Source organism: Selenomonas sp. KH1T6, from assembly GCF_900108415.1.
In the GTDB taxonomy this organism is placed as follows: Bacteria; Bacillota; Negativicutes; order Selenomonadales; family Selenomonadaceae; genus Selenomonas_B; species Selenomonas_B ruminantium_A.
Map to the genome: position 1 here is coordinate 195,835 of NZ_FNWN01000001.1, position 18,082 is coordinate 213,916.

An 18,082-nucleotide genomic window follows, 5' to 3' on the forward strand; every position below is an offset into this window, starting at 1 on the left:
CAGCCTTAAACCACACGGTGCTTCCTGTCAGGAGCAGCATTGGTGATGTCCGTGATCAGCACTTCCACTGGCACCTGGCTGTAACCCAGGATCTTTTCCAGCTGAGCACTGACCAGACCTGAAGCTGCAGCAGACACCTCTGCCACATTGGTTTCCTGACCAATGATCAAAGCCAGGGAAACAGACAGAGGCTCTCCTTCCCCCTTCCGGGCAGAACGGACTTTCACCTTGGCATCACGAACTCCCCGAACATCACGCACCAGCTTGTCCACCAGACCGCGCACGGCATCCAGGGCTACGCCTACCTCCCCCATAGAGCTTTCCACCATTACCAGTTCCCCGTGGGAAACCGTCTTGGGAGCCTGGCGGCTGAAGGAAAGCAGCATCAAATGCAGGCTGAGGAAAAAGGCAGCTGCCGAAACCGCGATGGTTTCAGTCCGCCCCAGGGCAAAGCGAAGCTCATTGAGCCAGTAATGTTCAGGCACAATTTGCAGGCACATTGCCAGCACTGCCAAAGAGAGCATGACCAGAAAAAGCGCGAAAACAAATAAGAAAAAGCGATTGATTATCCCCATCTATCAGGCCTCTCTTCAGTTTGTCAAAGCCTTAAGCGGTTATCTTACCCGCACTTCTTCAGGCTTGTTCTCATCTTCCGGGAAACCTACTCCCTGGACGTGAATGTTCACTTCCACCACGGAAAGGCCCGTCATGGTCTCAATGGCCTGTTTCACATTCTCCTGGGCAGCCAGAGCTACATCGGGGATACGCACACCATATTTCACGATAATGTAGAGGTCAACGGCAGCTTCCTTCTCGCCCACCTCAACCTTCACGCCCTTGGCAAAATTCCTGCGGCCCAGCATCTCGGCAATGCCGCCAGCGATGCCGCCGCTCATGCCGGCAATGCCCTCCACCTCAGTGGCAGCCAGGCCGGCAATGATGCTGACTACTTCATCAGCAATGCGAATGGAGCCCAGAGAATTATCTTTCCGCACAATTTCCTTTTCGTTTGCCATGTTGAAAACCTCCTTGAGCCTTTAGAGTGGCTTCGTATGTTTAATGCATAAAAATACTTACTTCATTATCTATTCTATACAGCTGATAAAATTTCCTTCTATGGCATGAAACTAGTTGCAGGAGCACCAGAAAAAACGTGTTGTTACATAAAAACTGCCGTACCATGCCCTGATGATACGGCAGCTGATTTCTTTAAGCGCGCTCGATGTAGTTGCCCGTACGGGTATCAATGCGGAGGGTGTCGCCCTCGTTGACGAACAGGGGCACACGAACCTCGTAGCCAGTCTCAACCTTGGCCATCTTGGTAGCGCCGGTGGCAGTATTGCCCTTGACGCTGGGCTCGCACTCCACAACCTTCAGGTTGACAGAGTTCGGCAGGCTGATGCCGATGATGCGGCCCTTGAAGGACTGGAGGGTAACTTCCATGTTCTCCATGAGGTAGTTCAGTGCATCGCCCAGCTGCTCCTTGTTGAGCTCGGACTGCTCATAGGACTCCATGTCCATGAAAGTATACATTCCATCAGCCTCATAGAGGAACTGCATGTTGCGGTTCTCCAGATGAGCAGCAGGCATCTTCTCGTTGGGGTTGAAAGTGCGCTCAACCACAGCGCCAGTCTCAACGTTCTTGATCTTGGTGCGAACGAAGGCTGCGCCCTTGCCCGGCTTCACATGCTGGAAATCTACAATCTGCCAGACACCGCCATCAATCTCGATGGTCAGGCCCGTGCGGAAATCAGTACTGTTAATCATTAACTTACGCCCTCCAAATTTTTAGCGATATGCTACAGTGATGTTACCTATTATAAAATATTTTTCCCGTTAATTCAACGGTATTTCTATAAATTCCTTATTGGCACGGGTCAAAGCCTCGCTGCCAGTCTCAGTCACCAGCACCGTATCCTCAATGCGCAGGCCGCCCCAACACGGAATATATACCCCTGGCTCATCGGTAACCAGCATGCCGGGGCGCAGGTCATTGCAGGTGCTCTTCTTGGAAAGGCGTGGCGACTCGTGGATTTCCAGCCCCAGGCTGTGTCCCAGCCCATGGCCGAAGTATTTTCCCAGGTCGTCTTTGTCCAGAGCCTCACGTACGGCCTGGTCCACCGCCTTGCCGGCAGCACCAGGCTTGATAAGGGTCAGTGCCATCTTCTGCGCCTCCAGCACCTTGCTGTAGATAAAGCGCTGCTTTTCGCTGGCAGGACCAACGCAGATAGTACGGGTAATATCAGAGCAGTAGCCCTGGTACATGCCGCCGAAATCCATGGTGACAAGTTCCCCTGCCTCTATCACCTTGTCCGTGGCAGTGCCATGGGGCAGGCTGCCCCGCAGGCCGGAGGCCACAATGGTAGTGAAGGAAGGCTTCTCGGAGCCGTTTTCCCGCATGGCATTCTCCAGCCGGGCCGCCACAGCCAGTTCCGTGACACCGGGACGGATAAAAGAAAGCACCTCGGCAAAAGCCTTGTCAGCAATCTCACAGGCCTTGCGGATATAAGAAATCTCCTCCGCATCCTTGATCTCCCGCAGTTTATCCAGATGCATAGCCGTCCTGAACTCTACTCCTTCCAGCAATTCTGTAAGTTTCTGGAAATCATCGTAAATAAGGGCATTGCCCTCGAAAGCAACCTTCCTGCAGCCGAAGGACTTCACCACTTCTGCCGTCTTGGACAGCAGGCCGTCCTGCTGCTCTACGATTTCAAAGAGCGGTGCCTGCAAGCCGGCCTGCTCGGTGTAGCGGTTATCCGTGATAAGGGCCGCCTTGTCACGGGAAATCACCAGCGTAGTATCATCGCCACGAAAGCCGCTGAAGTAATGGAGATTCACGTACTTCGTAACCACCACGGCATCCACTCCCTGTTCGGTCAGCAAGGCACGCACAGCTTCAAGACGGCTCTTTATCATAAAAATTACCTCTTTCCATGTAGTTCATCCAATATATTGACATACAAAATATTATAACACAGACTTTCAAGTCTTGTCGCTGGCTTTGACACACAATACATAAGCGGAAGCGCCATTTGGCACCTCCGCCTGTTGTCAATCTTTTTCCTGCTTGCCCACCATAAGCCGCTCAGTACTCTGTGACATTATCATCTTTGGGCTGATAGGACTCGTCATACTTGAGGTAATGGCCGCAATCGCTGTTGCTCAAGAGCTTTCCGTAAAGCACCTTCCAGTCTGACAAGGCACGGACAGCATTTTTATTCAAAGTCCTGGCAAAAGCTTCAGCTGACATGCCGGCAGCTTCATTTACCAGCTTTATCCCCCGCTGTTCTTCCTGAAAAGCTGCCTCCCGCACTTGTGGGGAAAGGGCACTGTAATAGCCACGGGTCAGAGTGGTCACCTGCCCGGAAATCCACCAGGCCTTATCCTGGTCATAATTCTTGCGGTCATTGCCGCTGTACGCTTCCGGCAGAGGAGCTACCGCCAGGGGCAGGTACACGCTTTCAGCCGGGGCATTCATGGCCAGCCAGAAAAGGGGACAGGGCAAATCAGCACGAGCCTGGGTTATCCAGGCATAAGCGATATTGGTGGCAGTGATGGAACGGTCCCACTTGGGCTTGCTGGCATGACGATAAGGAGAAGCAAAGAGCCCTGCACTTTCCCCCTTGCGGCGGTCAAATTCCGTACCCTCATAGGCATCCCGATGAAGGTTCATGACCTCCTGCACAGTAAGGCGATGGTCCGGGCGAATGGAGAAAGGGTAGCTTTCCGTATCCCAGTTCTCCACCCTGGCAGGAAGGTTTGCCGAAGGTGCTGCCAGCGAAAGTGCCCGCCAGACACGCCGCAGGGCAAAATAGGGATGGAAATCCTCCACGGCCTGCATGGAGAGTACCCAATCCATATTTCCGTCTTTGTCATAGGCAGCCCAGCCAGCTTCTTTCAGCTTCTCGGGCAAGCCAGGATTAAAAATCTGGTCCCTTGCTCCCGGCCTGATAGCACGGATACGGAACTGATTGGCTGCCACGAAAAACTCTCCATCGGGCACCTTCTGGGCAATCCAGAAACCTCCCTTGCCCGAAGGAGTGGGCTGCATTTCCAGCACCCATCCCTCGTCTTTATCTGCCACCAGCAAGGTTTCTCCCGTGCCCCAAAGGCCGTGTTCGTCTATCATCTCTCCCATGAGGTTGATGGCTTCCCGTGCCGTGCGGCAACGCTCGAGAGCTACCCGCCCCAGCTCTGAGGCATAAAATATTCCCCTGCCTTCTCCTGGCTCCAAATATTCCAGATGAGCAGAGTTATTGGTGCATTCTCCCAGCATCAGGCCGTGCTCATTCATCACCCCGTAGTCGCTATCGATATACGCATAGGTATGGGAAATCTCAGGTATCTCCCCCAGCGGCTTCGTCTTTTCCCTGCCAGGATAGTCGTAGCCAGCCGCCCTCTCCGGCGCTACCAGGCGGGGATTGGCATAACAGGCATAGTCCGGCATCTCATCAAAGGCTATGGCAGCCGGATAAACCGGGCGCATCTCCCCTGCTTCATGGTCCTTGGCAGGCACATAGACTATATTGGGGTCACTGTCAAAGGAATCATTGGAATGGCTGACAAAGACACTCCCATCGGCAGAAGCCCCCTTAGTCACGATAGTCGTGGTGCAAGCCTGAGCACCCACAGGTGCCAGGCAGAAGGCGCCCAGCAACAGGGAAAGTAAAACTTTCTTTTTCAATTTCATTTTCTCAACCTCCCGTAAACTCATTCCGGCTCTGGGAAATATGCCGTATCAAGTGCCATCTTCCGCTTCAGCTCATAGGAAATATCATGTTCCTCAAGCTGGGCAAAAAAAGAATTTATGATAGACTCATCAGCAAATTTCTGCAGGACAGACAGGCCAATCTTGCCATTCACGGCAGTGACCCCCGCAAAAAAGTCTTGTGCCTCAGGAGCATGAATCCAGAATTCCTCAATACACTCACCTAAAGCCGGGAACTTCCATTTCCCCACGTAGCTGACCATGCAGGTCTGGCTGCGTCTGGACCCCTTGAGGATATCACCGAAAGCAGACTTTTTCATCTCAATGTCAGGATTGTTTTCCAGGATATACTTGGCATAAGAAGCCATGGCTGCCATCTGTGGCCTGACCACCTCCTCTTCGCAAGCAATGAAAGTCCTGCCTCGGTAGACTGTAGCCTGGCTTGACAAGGGCATTTTCTTTAGCCGCTCACTGTAGATGAGGGGAGCAGCGCTGATGCAGTTGTGATGAGATTCCGGCGCTTTCAACATTGGCCTGCAGTTGATGACATAAGGTGTAATGACAGGCTTGTCACGCCGCGGGAACACAGCATCAATGGCCCTGTCCAGCAAAAGGGACAGCATGATGCCAGGAGAGCCGTCGTGGGCAGACGAGAACTCCACAAAAGACTTCTCAGGCAGCAGGATATCGTAAATCACTGCCGGGCCCGGCTGCAAGCCCCCATCGTGAACAGGTGAGAAAGCTTCTACCGGCTTTGGCGGCGTCAGCTTGGTCACATCTATGGCAGGCAGTGCATCCAAAGGCTCTTCAGTTTCCTCTGGCAGGATAGGGTCCTCCAGCGTGCGGATGCCCTGATGCTCTGTCACGCCATAGCGCAGATGGCAGTAATAATAGAGCAGGGTAGCAATGACACGAGTCCTCCCCGTGCCATCAGCAATACCGTGATAGAAATCAATGAAGATCCAGTCCTCCTGATAGCACACCACCCAGACATGGTAATTCGTTTCTTTATGGTTCAGATGAATACGTCCATCAGTGTTCAGAAGCGCCACCGGCGCTTTGTTTTCTTCCCAAAAATATTCACTATCGTTTTTGCGAAGGCGCAAAGACATATAGGGATAGCGCTTCTCCGTCTGCCGCAGGGCAGCTTCCAACATCTCGCCGTTCACTTCGTCCTTCATCCGCACAGACTGGCGGCTGGCATAGTCGAAGCCCAGCCCGTAGCTGCTATAGATCTGGAACACATCACCTGTCGAAATCTTCAAGCTTCATCCTCTCCTTTCATTGCTCCCCGACGGGGACCCAAAGCCCCCGCCAGAGATTCCTCAATCCCATGCTTCATCAAAGAACCCCAGACCATTCAGCACATTCATGAACTTCCGCAAGTAATCCCAAGAAGTAACCGGCCAGGCCAGCCCCAGACGATAGAGCACCTGCAGGGTGTACTCCCGGCTCATGGAGAGACGCACCCGCTCCCTGTCACCTGCGCCATGGGCATAAGCCATAAGGCTGGTCAGCCTTGGAGCCTTCCTGGGATTGCTCTGTGCCCTGGCAAAGACTTCAGCAAAGACTTCAGGCTCTACAAATTCCACCGGATGCCCCATGGCTCTCATCTCCCGGAAAACATGTACCATAGGAATATACTGGTCAGTGATGACGTGGAAGATACGGCATTCATCCGGCGTTTGCGAAAGAGCCACGGTTGCCCTGGCTACGGCATCAATGGGCGAGAACTCCACAGTCCTGTCCAGCTGGTCATAGGCTGCACAGCCCAGAGCCGCATATCCCTTCAGCATGCCCATGGCAGCATTGGAAGCAAAGTTGATCTGGAACTCACCGTCGCTGGCTCTGGAAGCAAGGTTGCCATAGCGCATGATTTTGGCAGAAAGCCCCTGCTGCACCACTGCTTCCAGCACCGCCCGCTCTGCCAGAAATTTGGAATGAACATACTTGTTGGTCAGGTCCTGTCCGAAGTACAAGGTCTGCTCCGTAGGCTGGCCATGGTTGGGCAGATTATCCTTGTACCCCGTCTCCAAAACGCTCATGGTGGAGGTTTGGATCATCCTTGCCTTCTTCTCAAGGCAAAACTTAATCACATTCCTGGCCCCGCCCACATTGATGTCCTCTATGCGGCTATCGTGAGCAAAGTGCTTGACGCTGGCCGCGCAGTTGATGACAGTGTCAATCTGGCAGTCCTCCAGCCCCTCAAAGGCAGCGGAATCAGTGACATCCCCCTCTATTACGAAAAGACGTTTTCCTTCCAACTCCCGATAGGCATTCTGGAAGTAGTAGAAGCAGAGCGCATGCAGGCGGTTCTCAGCCCGTCGTCCCCCCTTGGCACGCAGCAGGCAGTAAACCTTGGCTTCGGTGTTTTCCAACAATTCATGCAGGATATGCATACCCAGGTAGCCGGTGGCTCCCGTCAGGAGCACATTGCCCAAAGGAAGAGCCTTGCCACCCTTGAAAGCTTCTAGCGTGTTCCGCTGCAGAAGATTATTGATTGCCGTGTAATCGTAATCCTCAACCTCTTTATCCCTCTCCTCCTGGGGCACTTCCGTATTTTCCTCAAAGATGGCTGCCAACGCCCTGGGAGTGGGCTTCTGAAACACATCGCCAAAGACGATATTGTAGCCCCGTTTGCCGGCCTCGATGACCACCTTCGTCACCAGGAGGGAAGTCCCTCCCAGCTCGAAGAAGCTCTCAGTAGCAAGCACCTCTGGCACGTTCAAAAGCTCTGAGAAAATCTCGCAGAAATCCCTTTCTGTCTGAGTCCGGGCCGCATCGCCTCCTGCCCGAAAGACTTCCGGCACCGGCAGATGTTTAAGGTCAAGCTTGCCGTTGGGGGTAAAGGGCATGGACTCCATCTGCATGTAAGCAGTGGGCACCATATAAGCAGTCAGGGTCTTGCCCAGCGCTGCCTTCAACTGAGGGATATCTACCTTGTCCTCATTGGTGAACCAGGCGCAGAGGTGCTCGATGCCGTTGATCTTCTCAATCTTCACGGCCGTATGCCTCATGCCCGGCTGCTGGGCCAGCACCGTTTCCACCTCATCAAGTTCAATGCGCAGCCCTCTGAGCTTGATCTGGTTGTCCTTGCGGCCAATTATCTCCAGATAGCCATTTTTTCGCCAGCGGCCATAGTCACCGGACTTATAGATCCGCTCGCCCCGGTAACTGATAAATTTCTCCGCCGTCAGTTCTGGCAGGTTGTTGTACCCTGCTCCCACGCCCCAGCCACCGATATAAATTTCACCTACTACACCAATGGGCAGTTCATTGCCATCCGTGTCCACTACATACTCGGTCACACCAGGGGTAGGCCTGCCCACGGTAATAAGCTCCTCCTTGGCCATATCATGCTCGTTGCAGGAAATGGTGATTTCCGAAGGTCCATAGATATTCATGGGATGTGGCACCACTTCTTTAAGTGCGTTCATCAGCTTTTCCGAATACTTCTCGCCACCACAGATCACCAGCTTGCCATAGGTCCTGAGTGCATTCTTGAAGGCCTCTGAGCCAATCAAGGTATAGATTCTTGAGGGCACATCACTGATAACATCAGCATGAGTCTCCATCATCCGCGCCGCCAGGAGATCGGCATTGTTGCACTCTTCCTCATTGGCGAAATAAACCGTCAGCCCATTGGCCAGCGCCAGGGAATAACCCATGACAGACATATCGAAGGACAGGGTGGTGATGCAGGCATAGACCGAGCAATAATCCCGCAGGGCATTCACCATTTCCTTATTTGGCATATTGGCCACATAATGGGCCATACCCCCGTGGGTAAGCATGACACCCTTGGGCCGCCCTGTGGAACCTGAGGTGTAGATGAAATAGGAAATATGCTCCTGGGTAAGAGGCACACGGGGTTTGGTCTCATCAGTTTCCAGCAGCAGTTCCTCCACATCAATAGCGCATTTGTCAGCGAATCTGGGCAGCATATCGGCAGTAGTGATGACAAACTGGGCATCAGAATCTTCGATGACCATATTCACCCGCTCGGCCGGATAAGTTGGATCAAAGGGAATATAGCCCAACCCCGCCTTGCTGGCTCCGTAAAAGGCAAAAAGCGCTCTGGAGGTGCGGGGCAGCAGGATAAGCACCCTGCCCCCCACTTTTGCACCCCGCTTGATAAGGGCATTGGCCACCCGGTCGGTGATGGTGTCAAATTCCCTGTAAGTAAAGGTGCCATCCGTGGCAATCAGAGCCGTGCGTTCTGGGTACTCCCGTGCAAACTCTTCCATATTGGAGAAGAAGAACGTATCCTTGGGAACTTTCCTCGCTTCGGGAACGGTACAGAAATCCCTCAGCAAACGCCTTTCATGTTCATCCACCAGGGAAATGCTGCGCAGGCGTGCCCCACCGTTTTCTGCGAATCGCTGCAGCACAGTGCAGCAGTAACGCCCTATATTCTCTGCCAACTCAGCAGAATATAGAGCATCATTGTAAACAATCTCAAGAACAGGCGAATCCTCACCGTCAATAACCTGTATATCCAAGGGGAATTTCGGAGTATCGAGGTTTCCCGCGCTGACGAATACCAGACCCGGGATTTTTGGCAGCCTGCTGCCGCCCTCCTGTCCGGCGAACTGCCTGATAACACCGCGCTGATAGGTATACATCACCTCTACGGAATAGTCCCACTTGTCCGCCAGCCAGGCAAAGGGATAGTCCTCATGAGCCACAGCCGCCTCAAGTCCCCGGGCAGTCTCTAGGATATAATCATCCACAGTCCCGTCACCCAGCCTGGAAGCCAGAGGCAAAGTATTGACAAACATGCCGTAGGTCTCTGCAAATCTGGCATCGCTGCGCCCAGAGGAAACCGTGGAAATATACACCTGGTCAGAACTGGTGAGTCTGGCGGTCACATAGTAGAGCACCGCCAGGAAAAAGGCTGCTTCCGAAACCTCCGTGCGCTGCAAGACTTGGTCTACGCATCCCTGCGACACTGCAAAACGCACCCGCTGGGCCTTGCCCGGCTCGTCTGACTTTGGCAGGTCCGGCGTGATTCTGGAGGGAGAATCGTAATCGGCCAGTAGCTTGCCAAAATAAACATCAAATTCCCCGGCGCCTTCCCCTGCGAGAAGTTCCTGCTGCTGCCTCACGAAATCTGCATAGCTTGCAGTCTCACGGGAACAAGTCTTTCCCTCAAGCTCGGCAGTAAAATCCTGCATAAAGAGATTCAAGGAAAAACCATCAAATATCAAATGGTGGAAATCCACAAAAAGGTAAAGGGATTTCTCAGTCCTCACAAAGACGAAGATGCACAAAGGCAATTTGTTCAAAAGGAAGGGCCTGGGGAATTTGCTCCTGAATTCCTGACACTCTTCCTCCGTCTTTTCAAGCTTCAGAACAACAATTTCCCTGTCTTCATTTTTGACTGTCATGACATTATGATCCACCATGCCAAAATGAACGTTCAATGACGGATGGGCTGCCAGCACACGCTCAAGAGCTGCAGCCACAGCATCTTCATCAGTGTCAAGGGAAAATTCCAGCACCGAGGGGATATTATAGGCTGTGCTTTCGGGATTCTTCATGCACTCCATGTAAAGCCCCATCTGGGCCGCGCTCAAGGGATAGGGAACAAATTCTTCCTCCCCTGCTTCCAGCTCTCCCAAAGGTTCCTTTGAAGTCGCACCGCTTACGCTGCCGGACATCCAGGCCGCCAGCATCTCATTTTCCAGCCCCAGCAGGCTGATGCCCTTGAACTTCTTGGCAGGCATACTGAAGCCGTACCTCTTGTAAAGCATGGCAGCCAGGCGAATGAGGCCAATGCTGGACACCCCGGCCCTGTCCAAAGGAATGCTCAAAGGCACATGGTCCTGTCCCGTAATCTCTCCCACCAGCTGCTGGAGCTCTTTCTCCAGTGCATTGACGGGACGGGAAGCGTCCTCTTCCACTTCAGAAACAACAGACAGTTCCGGCACCGGCAGGGCACGACGGTTCACCTTGCTGTTCTGGTTCAGGGGAATCTTATCCAGCTGGGTGAAGGTTTCCGGCACCATATAGGGGGGCTTGCGCTCCCGAATAAAATCGGCTATAGCCGCAAAATCAAGTTCCGCATCTCCCACCACATAAGCAGCCACGAATTTGCCGCCCCCTGGATGGTCAAAAGCCGCCACCGTAGCATCCTTCACTCCTGGATATTCGCGGATAACCGCCTCCACCTCGGTGAGCTCGATACGGAAGCCGCGAACCTTCACCTGACCGTCCCGGCGGCCGATAAACTCGATATTCCCATCGGGCAGATACCGCACAATATCCCCGGTGCGATAAACACGGCCATATTCTCCCTTGTCCCAAGGGTTTGCCACGAAAACCTCAGCTGTTTTTTCGGGGCGATTTAGATAACCAGCCCCCACCTGAGGGCCTGCAGCCCAAAGCTCACCCAGAGCGCCGACGGGTACACGCCGCCTATTGTTGTCCACCACATAGACCTTCACATTGTCTAAAGGCTTGCCAATGGGAATATTGGACATGACCTTTTCGACCTGGAAAATCGTCAGCAGCATAGTGGTTTCGGTGGGACCATAGCCGTTGACAAGCCTGAAATTCTTCGGCGGCTCTACCGTGACGAGTTTCTCGCCAGCCACTGTGACATCCTTCAAGCCATGATTGTCAATGTTTTCCACAAACTGGCGACCTACCTGAGTGGTAATGAAAGCATGCGTCACATGATGAATTTCAAAATAGGCATTCACTGCCTGCAGATCCAAGCGAATGTCCTCTGGCACAATGGCAACCGTTGCACCACTTGCAAAGGCGGCATAGGTGTCATACATATGCATATCGAAGCCGTAGCTGGCATACTCACCGCAGCAGTCCTCCGGGGTGATGCCATAATATTTCCTGTACCAGTTGATATTGCAGACAAGATTCTTATGGGTCAGCTTCACTCCCTTGGGCGTACCGGTAGACCCGGAAGTGTAGAGCAGGATGAAGATATCCTCCGGCACGATTTCTGCTGCCACGGGGGCAGCAGGCATAGGCAAGGCGGGAATATCCTGCAGGAACAGCACCTCTTCCTGATAATCAGTCAGGAGCGGACGCAGCTCTTCTGTTGCAATCAGAAGCTTGGCAGAAGCATCCTGCACCATGAACTTCAACCGCTCCGCCGGGTAGGTGATATCTAGCGGCTGATAGGCGCAGCCCGCCTTCAGCACCCCCAGGGACGCAATATACATATACTCCGAGCGGGGAATCATGATGGACACCACATCGCCACGCCCCAAGCCTTTATTAGCCACATAAGCCGCTATCTTCTCCGAGAGCTCATCCACTTCGGCGTAGGTATACTTCTTATCATTGAAGATAATTGCCGTGCGCCCTGCATGCTCCCGGGCGGCCTTGCTAAACAGGGAAATGACAGTCTGACTATTGTCGTAGGGAACTTCCGTCTTATTGAAGTTGTCCAGCTTCGCCTCAGCCTCACGGCTCAGCAGCGAAACTTCACCCAGAGTTTCCTTGTTCAGGAATTCCCTGGCAGCTTCGGCAAGGCTGTCCAGAATGCTCTTTACAAATTCCTCACTGTACCTGTCGCTGCGATATTCGCAGGTAAAGGCCACCTGGCCCTCTCTGCCATGCACATGGATCTCCAGAGGGGCCTTGGCCGCATCAAGGGCCAGCTGGCAGAATTCTGCTTCTTCTCCACAGATTTTTTCCTGCACAAAGCCTTCCCCTTGATAGACAAAGAGCAGGTCAGCCCTTATCTCATGAGCATGGGCAATATCCGCAAAGGAGAAAATATCATTGTCCATGCCGGACTGCAGCTGCTTTCCGGCTTCCCGCAAGAAATCCAGGATTCCCCTTTCCTCCTGCACAGGCAGGCAAATGGGGAAGGTCTTGACCAGCATGGCCACTGCCCTGCTCAGGCGCGAATCGTTCCTGCCATTGTAGACGGTGGCATAGAAAGCTTCCTCCCTGCCAGTGAATTTGGTCAGCACATAGGCAAAGGCCCCGTGGAAGAAGGCATTTTCCGTAATCTTCTGCCTGGCGCAGAACTCCCTGATGGTCTGAAGCTTCAGCTGTGTCTCGTAAGTCAGGCTGGCCGCTCTTTCCTGCTGGCCTTCAACATCCCCCGGCGGCAGCATCTCCCTGTCCACCTCTGTCAGCAGGTTGTCATAGTAGTTTTTGGCCTCCTCATAGGCCTTGCTGTTGCGAAGCTTTTCCTCGTCCAGGGCCAGTTCAAAGCCGGTATAACTTTCCTTCTCCACCTCAGCGCCTGCATAAGCAGCGTTCATGTCTCCCAGCAGGACAGCTGTAGAAGTGCCGTCAAAAATCAGATGGTGGCAGTCCATGAAGAGATAGTTTCCAGCTGTGGTTTCGTAGATTTTGGCGCGATAAAGCCTGTCCCCTGCCACCTCAAAGGGCATGACCAGCGTGTCAGGCAGATGGTCAGTTTTGATGACTTCCACTACTGGCGCAAGGCCATCATTCCTTCTGGCACGGAAATTGCCACTGTCATCAGCAAAAAAGACGGTGTTAAGGCAGGGATGGGCAGCCAAAGCCGTCTCCAAGGCAGTTTTCAGCCGTGGGATTTCCACCCTGGGTGACAGCTTGAAGAGAATTGGAATGTTGTACATCGTGGTATGGGGATTCTCCATACATTCAACCAGGACACCTTCCTGGTTTTTAGTGAGGGGGTAATCAGGTAAAAGAGCATAGTTCTCCAGAGGCTCGCGGGCAGACAGAAAGGTCTCCAGTGCTGCCACCGTGGAGTTGTCCCGCAGGTCACGAGTAGTTACAGGCACTTCAAAGGCCTTGGACAGCAACACATTCAGGCGGATGGCTCCCAGAGAAGACAGCCCTGTCTCGTAAAGGTCCGTAGCAATGCCGAACTCCTTATGCCCCAAGACCTCAACGGCCAGGTCAAAAATCCTTTGCTGGCGCTCGTTTTGCGGTGGAATGATTTCTTCTGTCTGCTGGCGCACAGGCGCAGGCAAAGCTTTTTTATCTACCTTGCCGTTGGAGGTCATGGGAACAAACTCCAGTTGCATAAAGACAGAGGGAATCATGTACTTGGCCAGACTCTTTGCCACATAGGCTTTGAGTTCTGCAAGGCCAATTTCCTTGTTTGCCGTGAACCAGGCGCAGAGGAAGGGGTCCCCTGCCTCCTTGTCCCAAACCAGCACAATGCAGCGGTCAATGCCGGGATAGGAAGCAATGACGTTTTCAATCTCGTCCAGCTCGATGCGCAGTCCCCGCAGTTTCACCTGATTGTCCAGGCGGCCGAAGAATTCAATTTCGCCGTTATCTGCCAAGCGTGCCAGATCCCCTGTCCGATAGGCCCTCTGCCCCTGAAGGCTAATGAAGGCGGCGGCATTTTTTTCTGGCAGGCCGATATAGCCACGGCCTACTCCCAGACCGCCAATGCAGAGCTCCCCTCTGGCACCAGGAGGCAACAGATGACCAGCACGATCGATAATCCACGCCTTGACATTGGCAGCAGGGCGGCCGATAGTGATATTCTCGCCGGACTCAACCACCTTAGAAATACAGCTGATGGTGGCTTCTGTAGGACCATAGCCATTCACAATGACTGCTTCAGGGCTGGCCGCCCGCAGATTCTTATAAAGCGCCGGCGGGAAAGCCTCCGCGCCTGTATCATACATTTTTACATTTCGCAAAGCTTCAGCCGCCTCGGGAATGGCCAGCAGGCTGCCCAGGAAAGAAGGCGTGCCTGCGATGATATCCACCTGATGCTTCCGAATGGTTTCTGCCAACAGCAGCGGATTGGTGATCTCATCTTCGCTGGCTATGCAGAGGGTCAGGCCGTGGGTCAGAGGCAAATGCAGCTCCATAATGGAAAAATCAAAGGAAAGCGAAGCCACTGACAGCCCCACCCGACCATAAGAAACATAGTTTCGGCATTCCTCATTTTTCTCATTGGCATGCAGGAAATTGCAGAGATTGCCGTGGGTGATCATTACTCCCTTGGGCTTGCCTGTGGAACCTGAGGTATAGATGGCATAGGCCAGAGAATCGGCACTGATATCAAGCTTCGGATTCTGGCAGTTATTTTCGCCATATAGGGATTCTATGGTCAGGCCATGATACGGACGCTCCGCAAAGAGCATTTGCCTTTCTTCCATGAAGGACTCCGGCGTGATGACAAAGCGGCATTTGGCATCAGTCAGGCAGTAGTCGATGCGGTCATCGGGATAGTCCGGCAGCATGGGCAAAAAGGCGCCGCCTGCTTTCAAAATGCCATACTCAACAGCCATGGCATCCACAGTGCGGGGCATAATCATGCCTACGATTTCTTCTTTGGCCAGGCCGCGGCTCACCAGAGCATTGGCGATCATATTAGCCCGTTCATTCAGCTGGGCATAAGTGAGGCTATCGTTCCCGGCGATGACTGCCACTTTGTCTGGGTGCCTGCGTACCTGTTCCTCAAAGAGCCCATGGACGTGCTTCAGTTCCACAGGATAATCCGTAGCATTGAAACTCTCCACCCTGGCTTTGGCTGCCTCATCCAGCAGACTGATATCCTTCACGTTTTCTTTGGACAGGAATTCACGGGCTGCCTGAATCAGGCAGGAAATAAAGCCCCGCACAAAATTCTCACTGTATCGCTGCTGCTCATATTCGCAGGAAATATTGACCATGCCCTTTTTTACAGTAACTTCCACATCCAGTGGAGCCTTGATGGTGTCAACTGCCACCGGGCAAAGCTCGGCCTCCTCGCCACCGACGGTATGGAAATCCAGATAATCCCCCTGATAGGTTAAGAACATATCAGCCCGAATGCCGAGCGATGTGCAGATTTCTGCGAAGGAATAGAGGTCATGGGCCATGCTCTCCCCCAGCTGCCGGCCCATTCCCCTAATGAAATCGCTTACCTTAGCTGCTCCGTCAATCTTCGCCAGAGCGGGGAAGGTCTTCACCAGCATGACCACAGCCCGCTGCAGGCGGGAATCCTTCCGACTGTTCCAAAGGGTAGTATAGATGGCTTCATCGCTGTATTCGTATCTGGAAAGCACAAAGGCAAAGGCAGCATTGAAAAAGGCGCTTTCCGTAAGCTCATGCACACGGCAAAATTCCTTGATGGCAGCCAAATCAAGGCTGTCAGCCATCACATCCAGATGTTTTCCTTCACCTGCCTTATGGACAATGCCCTCGGGCAGCATGCCACGCTGTGCATCAGCCAAAAGCTTTTCCCAATAGTCCTTGGCCTCGTCATATTCCCCGGTGCCACGAAGCTGCTCTTCATCCAGAGCCCACTCATAGCCCGTGTAACTTTCTTTCTCAAGGCTTTCACCTGCATAGGCCGCGTTGATATCATCCAGCAGGATCCTGCAGCTGGTACCGTCAAAAATAATATGGTGGAAGTCCAGGAAAAGGTAATTATCTTTACCCGTGACGTAGATTTCGGCACGGAAAAGAAAACCTCCGGCAAAATCAAAAGGCACAGCCAGCTGCGCAGGCAGTTCATCCACCTGCATGATTTCCACCGTCACAGGCGCTTCATCATCCCTGCGGACGCGGTAATTTCCTTCCTCCGTGGCGAAAAGCCTGGCCTTCAGGTAGGGGTGGGCTCCAATAGTTTCTTCCACTGCCATCTTCAGTCGCATGATATCCACCTTGGGAGACAGGCGGAACAGCGTGGGCAAATGATAAATGGTAGTGTCCGGATGAGCCAGGCTTTCCACCAAAATTCCCTTCTGGGTCTGGCTCAGGGGATAATCTGTCAAAATGTCATAATCAGCCTGAGGTTCCTTAGCAGCCAGCAGCTGCGCCAATTCGCTGACGGTGGGATTTTTCCTGATCTCTCCCACGGTCACAGGCACAGAAAAAATTTCAGCCAAATTCACTGTCAGACGGATGACACCAATGGAAGACAAGCCAATGGCAAAGAGATCATCACTGATGCCAAAATTCTTATGTTCCACAATCTCCGCCACTGCCGCCAGAACCTTCGCCTGCTCCTCATTCTGCGGAGGGTCAATGGGACGGACGGGATGGGTGACTTCAGGCTTTGCCAGCGCCTGCCTGTCCAGCTTGCCACTGGCATTCAGGGGCATTTTATCAAGGCGCAGGAAATAAGCCGGAACCATATAAGAGGGCAGGACCCTTGCCAGGGTTTTGCGCAACTCATCCTCACCTTTTGATGTTTCGGCGGTGTAATAGGCTGCCAGAAAGACTTCCCCCGTGCTGTCCGTGAAATCCCTGACTGCGGCATCCGTGATGCCCTCAATGCCACGGAGTTCCTCTTCAATCTCTCCCGGTTCCACCCGCTGGCCGTTGATTTTCACCATCCAGTCCTTGCGGTTGACATATTCTATCTTGCCATCGGGCAGACGACGTCCCAAGTCGCCAGTATGCACCAGCACAGCGAAACCATCCTGCTCCTTGAAAGGATTGGGCACAAATGTCTTTGCAGTCTGCTCTGCCAGATTCAGGTAACCATGCCCAACTTCCCCGGCAACACAGATTTCCCCTTCATCTCCCAGCTGCCCCTTTTCATCCAACAGGTAAACCGCCACATCAGAAGCAGACTGGCCAATGGGAGTATTGTCATACTTCATGTCCACCCAAAAATAAGTAGCCAGGCCCAGAGTCTCAGTGGTGCCATACATCTCAAGAATCTGGAAACCTTCGCCACAGACACCTGTCAGGCGTTCTCCCACCGTTATCACCAGACGCAGGCTTTCACCCTGCCTGGTGAAATATTTCAAGACCTTGGGAGCAATGACAACTATACTGATCTTGTGCTTGTCAATGAAGTCCGCCAGTTCCGCCGGGTCTCCCCGCAGATCTTCGGGTACCAGCACCGCCGGTATCCCGCTGGTCAAGCAGGCAAAAATATCATAAACATGCACGATAAAATTGAAAGAGCCGTCAATGCCGTAGACATCCTCAGGTGAATATGCCACCAGCTTGTTCCACCGCTCAATAGCCCTGGCTATCCCTATGTGGGTGTGGACAATGCCCTTGGGCTTGCCCGTGGAGCCAGAAGTATAAGCTATCAAGGCCCTGTCTTCTGGCAAGATATTTTCAGCTTCAGACAAAGGAGCCACTTCTGCCGCCAGGCGGATATACTCGTCATCAAGCCGAACTTTTGCGCCGCAATCATCGGCAATATATTTTACGCGGGACTCAGGGTAATGGTCAGACAAGGGCACATAAGCGCCGCCTGCCATCAGCACTCCAAAAACAGCCTCGATATACCCTGCGCTGCGGGAGGCAGTGATTATCACAGTATCGCCTTTTTCCACGCCGTCACTTTTCAGCCTGGCGGCGATACGACGGGCATTTTCATCAAGCTCACCATAGGTGAGAGCTATGCCTGTCCTAGGGTCATGCAGAGCCACCATACTCCCCTGCTTTTCCACCTGCTTCCGCCATGAAAGGATGATATTTTCCATA

General features: G+C 53.1%; 7 protein-coding genes. All 7 read right to left on the reverse strand.

Annotated features, from left to right (window positions below; translation table 11 throughout):
• Positions 1-5: 5 nt before the first annotated feature.
• A complete protein-coding gene (amaP, locus tag BLW59_RS00925; protein WP_074695379.1) occupies positions 6-575 on the reverse strand; it encodes an alkaline shock response membrane anchor protein AmaP in 570 nt (189 codons plus the stop codon).
• Positions 576-614: 39 nt separating this feature from the next.
• Positions 615-1,016 carry an Asp23/Gls24 family envelope stress response protein gene (locus tag BLW59_RS00930; RefSeq protein WP_029544120.1) on the reverse strand — a complete coding sequence of 134 codons (402 nt, stop codon included), beginning with the start codon at positions 1,014-1,016 and terminating at the stop codon, positions 615-617.
• A 193-nt stretch (positions 1,017-1,209) separates the two neighbouring features.
• Positions 1,210-1,767 carry an elongation factor P gene (gene efp / locus BLW59_RS00935; RefSeq protein ID WP_029544121.1) on the reverse strand — a complete coding sequence of 186 codons (558 nt, stop codon included), beginning with the start codon at positions 1,765-1,767 and terminating at the stop codon, positions 1,210-1,212.
• A 69-nt stretch (positions 1,768-1,836) separates the two neighbouring features.
• The gene (locus BLW59_RS00940; RefSeq protein ID WP_074695381.1) at positions 1,837-2,916 is read right to left on the reverse strand and encodes a M24 family metallopeptidase; all 1,080 of its coding nucleotides are present in this window, start codon (positions 2,914-2,916) and stop codon (positions 1,837-1,839) included.
• A 169-nt stretch (positions 2,917-3,085) separates the two neighbouring features.
• Positions 3,086-4,690, reverse strand: a complete 1,605-nt coding sequence (locus BLW59_RS00945; RefSeq protein ID WP_074695383.1) for a C69 family dipeptidase — start codon at positions 4,688-4,690, stop codon at positions 3,086-3,088.
• A gap of 20 nt (positions 4,691-4,710) precedes the next feature.
• On the reverse strand, positions 4,711-5,973 hold the full coding sequence (locus BLW59_RS00950) for a hypothetical protein (protein WP_074695385.1): 1,263 nt from the start codon (positions 5,971-5,973) through the stop codon (positions 4,711-4,713).
• A gap of 60 nt (positions 5,974-6,033) precedes the next feature.
• On the reverse strand, positions 6,034-18,081 hold the full coding sequence (locus tag BLW59_RS00955) for a non-ribosomal peptide synthetase (RefSeq protein ID WP_074695387.1): 12,048 nt from the start codon (positions 18,079-18,081) through the stop codon (positions 6,034-6,036).
• Position 18,082: the final 1 nt, after the last annotated feature.

Coding starts and splice junctions, on each gene's coding strand:
- amaP (WP_074695379.1), bottom strand. CDS start 575: ATGGGGATAATCAATCGCTTTTTCTTATTTGTTTTCGCGCTTTTTCTG.
- BLW59_RS00945 (WP_074695383.1), bottom strand. CDS start 4,690: ATGAAATTGAAAAAGAAAGTTTTACTTTCCCTGTTGCTGGGCGCCTTC.
- efp (WP_029544121.1), bottom strand. CDS start 1,767: ATGATTAACAGTACTGATTTCCGCACGGGCCTGACCATCGAGATTGAT.
- BLW59_RS00955 (WP_074695387.1), bottom strand. CDS start 18,081: ATGGAAAATATCATCCTTTCATGGCGGAAGCAGGTGGAAAAGCAGGGG.
- BLW59_RS00940 (WP_074695381.1), bottom strand. CDS start 2,916: ATGATAAAGAGCCGTCTTGAAGCTGTGCGTGCCTTGCTGACCGAACAG.
- BLW59_RS00930 (WP_029544120.1), bottom strand. CDS start 1,016: ATGGCAAACGAAAAGGAAATTGTGCGGAAAGATAATTCTCTGGGCTCC.